Raw genomic sequence first — 4,668 nt, 5'->3', positions numbered from 1 at the left:
TAAGTCTTTTAAAATCGTCAAATTTTTGTTTGAGTTTTTCACCAAGGAACATAAATTTAATTTCCCCAAAATCAATCAGTACACCTATACTACCGATACATAGAAAATGATTTAGGATTGCTATATAACTCTTAAGAGTTGTTTTCACAGCTCGCAAACCTAATTATCCGCTCATTTCGGCAAAGGCTCTAAGATTTTCTCAGCATGACTTGCCGCCACCGCCGCAAATAAAGCCTCATAATGATTCAAAGCTTCTTCAAATCCGTAATTCTCTACAGCATACTTTCTACCTTGTTCGCCCAACGCATCCACCCGATCGCGATTTAAGAACAAATCCTCCACAGCATCAGCCAAAGCCTGCGGATCTTCCGGCGCTACCACCACCCCGCCACCGCTTTGCTGCACTGCTTTCTGCGCCGTACCAGTTTCGGGAACGGACGCCAAAATTGCCCGCCCGCTCGCCAGCAGCACTTGAATTTTTGAAGGCATATTAAAGTTAGTTACCCGCCGCTTTTGTACGACTAAACTAACATCCGCAGCAGCTAACATTTCCGGCAATTTTTCTCGCGGTTCAAACGACAGTAACATTACATTAGTAGCTTTGTAAGTTTCGCAATCTTTTTGCAAGCGCGTCAGTGCTGTAGATTCCCCCACAATTACAAAAGCAATTTCAGGTATGTGCTTCAAACGGGTCGCTGCTTTGACCACTGTTTGTAAGCCTTGGGTAAGGGCAATATTTCCAGCATAAAGAACCACAAATTTGCCATTTAGTTTGTGGGTTTCGCGAAAGGGGTTATTTTCTTTTGGTAAAGGGCGGATAAAATTGACATCAACCCAATTGGGAACGCAAACTATTTTTTCCGGGGGTACTCCCTGAGAGTGCAATTTGCTGACAAAACCGCTGTCGATAACGCTGACTTGGCTGGCTGTGCTGTAGGCAAATTTTTCTAAGGCGTCAGCAATCTGAATTAGCAGTCCGTTTTTTTTGACCAAGCCGACGCGCACGGCTGCTTCTGAGACGATATCTTGAACGTTCAGGACGATCGGGATATCGCGAATCCAGCCGTAAAAGGCCACTGGGACGCAAATCGGTAAAGGTGGCATTGTTGAGAAAATCACGTCGGGACGCCAGCCTCTGAATGCTTGGACGGCGCTGGATACGACAAAACTACCGTCTAGCAAAAGTCGGTCTAGCAGGCTGGGGTGAGGGCCGTTGACGCGCAGGTAACTCCGCTGAATGGTGACGCCGTTGTGTTCTTCGGTGAGGTAAAATTTGCCCCGATATTGCGGATAAATCCGGCGCTGGGGATAGTTCGGCATTCCGGTGACGACTCGGACTTGGTGTCCGCGCTTGACTAGGCCTTGGGCTAGTTCTGTCATCAAGGGGGCAATGCCGATCGGCTCTGGATAGTAGTTATAGGAATAAATTAGAATACGCATAATATTTAGTTTGAAGCAAATAGTCCTGCCGCGACTAACTCGATCGTCCACCCGGTGAATTGCAGAGGATGCGATCGGGTGTCAGGGAGCATCTCAGGGGCGGCGCCCGGCCCTGGCGACAATCGCCAGAAGCCGCCGGTGGCTCGGGCGGGCATCGCGCCCTCAGGTAAGGTTTTTCCGCATTACCAGGCAGTTGGAGCGATCGTCGGTACGGGTATAGTGCAGCTCGTCGGTGAGCTTGTACATAAACACCAGTCCCCTTTCTCCTTCTCTATCCAAGGGATCGCGCTGCTCTTGCAGGATCGAGCGCAGCTTTGATTCCAGATTGAAGGGTTGACCCTTGTCCCAAATCCTAATTTCTAAGTAGTCTGCAAACACTTTTACGTCAATGTCGATCGGCGTCTCGGGGGGCAAGTTCTGGTGAGCATGGCGGACAGCATTTGTAAACCCTTCATTAACAATCAGGCTGCACTGCCACCACAAGTCCTGTGGTATCAGCGGCAGAACAATATTCTCCAACCATTCCGAAACTTGTGTCAGAGCGTTCAGGTCTGTTGTAACCTGAAGGTCAAACTCGGCAATTGGTTGCTCGTCTTTCATTTTTCTTCTCCCTGGTCGCCCCCCACCACCGCTGTAGCCAGCGCAGGTTGGAGAGGAAAAGGAGGGCAAGGTCTTGGCAACATATTAGTTTAGTCAAGCTTGAATTGAAGAAGCCCGTTTTGCCTCAAGGTGAGCATTCCTTTCGCACCATTTACTCGATCGCGAAAATGAGAGACTTCCGATACTGTAACCCGCTTCGGTAGGACGTTTAAATCGGAAAATTTCCCGACTCAGCAGCTTGCGATGAGTTATTTCAGCTTCGACCGTGTTAGCAGTCCGTACTTTTTTCAACACACCTGAGTTCTTGTCGTCCTCGAAAACCCTGCTGGAGTCATTCGAGTACGACCTCGAACTCGCCAATTGCTAATTAATGCTCCGATCGCAGAGCTGGCAAATAGATGCACACTTTCTGGGCGTGTGAATTTTAACACTTAATCCTAACGTAAGTATCGCGATCGATCGCCTGCTTGACTAAGTATCAAGTTCGAGTTCCGGCTGTCGAGGAATTAACAGCAACTAAAAGTTCAGCAATCGGTTGTTGACCGCTCTACATAGCGCCACTATTTTTGTTAAACAGCACAGTTATCGTTTTAACAATTAGTTTCAGGTCATACATCAGGCTCCAGTCTTGTTGGTATTTTAAATCTAAACGGATGACATCTTCAAAATCGCGGACTTTAGAGCGACCGTTGACTTGCCATTCGCCTGTCATTCCAGGTTTGACATCCAAACGCTGCCACTGAGGGACTTCGTAGCGCTCTACTTCGTCTGGAGTAGGCGGTCTGGTGCCGACTAGACTCATTTCGCCTTTGAGTACGTTCCAAAACTGCGGCAGTTCGTCGAGACTCGTTTTCCGCAATATACGCCCGACTTTGGTAATCCGCGGGTCGTTGTCATTTTTGAAAAATGCGCCAGAAGCTTGGTTTTTAATTTCGGCTTTCATGGCTTCGGCATTAGTACACATCGATCGAAATTTCCAAATCCGAAATCTTCTGCCCATCCAGCCGCAGCGGGTTTGTGCAAACAATATCGGGCCCGGATCGTTAATCGTGATGGCTGCCGCTATGGGTACAAACAAAATTCCTGTAATTATCAAACCGACGATTGCCCCAACAACATCTATCACCCGTTTCACCAACGACTGCACCGAGGGGTGCGTCATCGGTAGCTGATTGTCGGAGGGGTCTGTCTTTGCAGGAGTTGAGTTTGCAGAAGGCTGCTCGATTGTCAACACTTGATCTAGGCTGGTGAGAGCAAATACTGCCATTACCTGCGGCTTCAGGTTCCGGAGTACCAAGTCGCTGCCGCGCTGTCTGGCAAATTTCAAATTGCTGACTAAAGCACCGATCCCGCTACTGTCAATGAATGTCGTCTGACTGAAGTCTAGGACAATTTTGCTGGGAACGGTGTTTTCAGAGAAAAGTTGCTGGCAGGTTGTCTTGAAGTTTACGGCTTCAAGTACGCTCAAGCGCACGGGTATGTGAACCGAGGGAATCTCGTCCAAGTATGTAACCCGAAAATCTGTCTCTGGGGTTTGGCTGACCATGAAGTCCTAGTTTCAAATTTCAAGCTGATGTCTTTAGCCTATTGTGTCCTAGCTGCTCCACCTTTACCAAATATTCTTCCGATCTAAAGCCCAGCTTTATACAAACTTTACAAAGACGCCCGAAAATGTGACCGCCGAGTGTCCCGATATCCAAGGCAAAGTTGACACTCCTGGGCTCAGATGAGCGTGAGGATTCTTCGTTCAGCGCTCGGACTTAAATCAAGAACATTGCTGCACCCGATCCAGAGATCCAATCTCCCTAAGGAATGAAAATTGAATAACTTAAGTAACTTTGCTTCCCCATTTTTTTTCCAGTAAGGGCGAAGGGGGGCATAGTCGCCTAGGTTATTAAATTTTGATTCCTAAGCGTTTACTGCATCTAGTACAGAAGTTCCGACGTGCCCCGTCGTACCTATCCCGCGATTCAGGATATTAATTGCGGCATTAGGATCTCTATCCATCTCGCATCCACACTGACAATCATGGGTTCGAGTGGAGAGAGATTTTTTAACGGCTTCCCCACAATTACTGCATTCTTGACTCGTGTAAGCAGGATTTACCCCAATGGTGATCCGACCAAACACTTTTCCAAAATATTCTAATAACACTCTGAACTGATACCAAGAAGCATCGCTTATTGACTTAGCCAGACAATGATTTTTCACCAGGTTAGACACTCTCAAATCTTCGTAAACTATATCGGTTCTCAGAAAGATGAGGTATGTTGTTGGGATGCGAGCCCTCTTAATTTAAGTGGTTATATAAGCTGTCAGTCATACCTCATCTTTTTGAGAAAGGCTATACATCGTTTGATGTGATTACGCACCTTGCCAATTTAATAGCATGGTCTTTACGCTGTCTACTTATTTTGAGATGTCGCTTACCTAAAATCGCTCTAGCTTTGCGGCGGTTTGACCCGCCTTTTACCTTCCGACTTACTAGACGCCCAGCACGTTTTAACTGTAGTTTAGACTAAAAAATGAGCGCAGCTAAAAGTAGCCACCTTTGAAGCTCAGGCAAGCAGTTGCTCAAAAACTCAAAAAGTAGAAGATTAAATAGCTAATCTTGAAGACTTTTTGCGC

At 47.1% G+C, this 4,668-nt stretch carries 5 protein-coding genes and 2 pseudogenes; all 7 read right to left on the bottom strand.

All coding sequences use genetic code 11. The features are described from left to right. Positions 1-171: 171 nt before the first annotated feature. Positions 172-1,440, bottom strand: a complete 1,269-nt coding sequence (locus QZ918_RS32925; RefSeq protein ID WP_293343258.1) for a WcaI family glycosyltransferase — start codon at positions 1,438-1,440, stop codon at positions 172-174. A 5-nt stretch (positions 1,441-1,445) separates the two neighbouring features. After that, positions 1,446-1,595: a hypothetical protein gene (locus QZ918_RS32920; RefSeq protein ID WP_293343255.1), complete on the bottom strand. Its 150-nt coding sequence runs from the start codon at positions 1,593-1,595 to the stop codon at positions 1,446-1,448. Between the two features lie 7 nt (positions 1,596-1,602). Further along, positions 1,603-2,040, bottom strand: coding sequence for an ATP-binding protein (locus tag QZ918_RS32915; RefSeq protein ID WP_293343252.1), 438 nt, complete (start codon positions 2,038-2,040; stop codon positions 1,603-1,605). Positions 2,041-2,133: 93 nt separating this feature from the next. Continuing rightward, positions 2,134-2,334 carry a hypothetical protein gene (locus QZ918_RS32910; protein ID WP_293143964.1) on the bottom strand — a complete coding sequence of 67 codons (201 nt, stop codon included), beginning with the start codon at positions 2,332-2,334 and terminating at the stop codon, positions 2,134-2,136. A 253-nt stretch (positions 2,335-2,587) separates the two neighbouring features. Next, a complete protein-coding gene (locus QZ918_RS32905) occupies positions 2,588-3,586 on the bottom strand; it encodes a sugar transferase (RefSeq protein ID WP_293143961.1) in 999 nt (332 codons plus the stop codon). Between the two features lie 362 nt (positions 3,587-3,948). Continuing rightward, a pseudogene (locus QZ918_RS32900) lies at positions 3,949-4,284 on the bottom strand (transposase); the annotation flags it as partial. Positions 4,285-4,387: 103 nt separating this feature from the next. Beyond that, positions 4,388-4,525 (bottom strand): annotated as a pseudogene (locus QZ918_RS32895) (RNA-guided endonuclease TnpB family protein); the annotation flags it as partial. Positions 4,526-4,668 lie beyond the last annotated feature (143 nt).

The organism is Microcoleus sp. CAWBG58 (assembly GCF_020883045.1).
Classification (GTDB): domain Bacteria; phylum Cyanobacteriota; class Cyanobacteriia; order Cyanobacteriales; family Microcoleaceae; genus Microcoleus.
Note: the sequence above shows the minus strand (reverse complement) of the source record. Positions and strands in the feature narration are given on the sequence as shown.

Coding starts and splice junctions, on each gene's coding strand:
- QZ918_RS32925 (WP_293343258.1), bottom strand. CDS start 1,440: ATGCGTATTCTAATTTATTCCTATAACTACTATCCAGAGCCGATCGGC.
- QZ918_RS32920 (WP_293343255.1), bottom strand. CDS start 1,595: ATGCCCGCCCGAGCCACCGGCGGCTTCTGGCGATTGTCGCCAGGGCCG.
- QZ918_RS32915 (WP_293343252.1), bottom strand. CDS start 2,040: ATGAAAGACGAGCAACCAATTGCCGAGTTTGACCTTCAGGTTACAACA.
- QZ918_RS32905 (WP_293143961.1), bottom strand. CDS start 3,586: ATGGTCAGCCAAACCCCAGAGACAGATTTTCGGGTTACATACTTGGAC.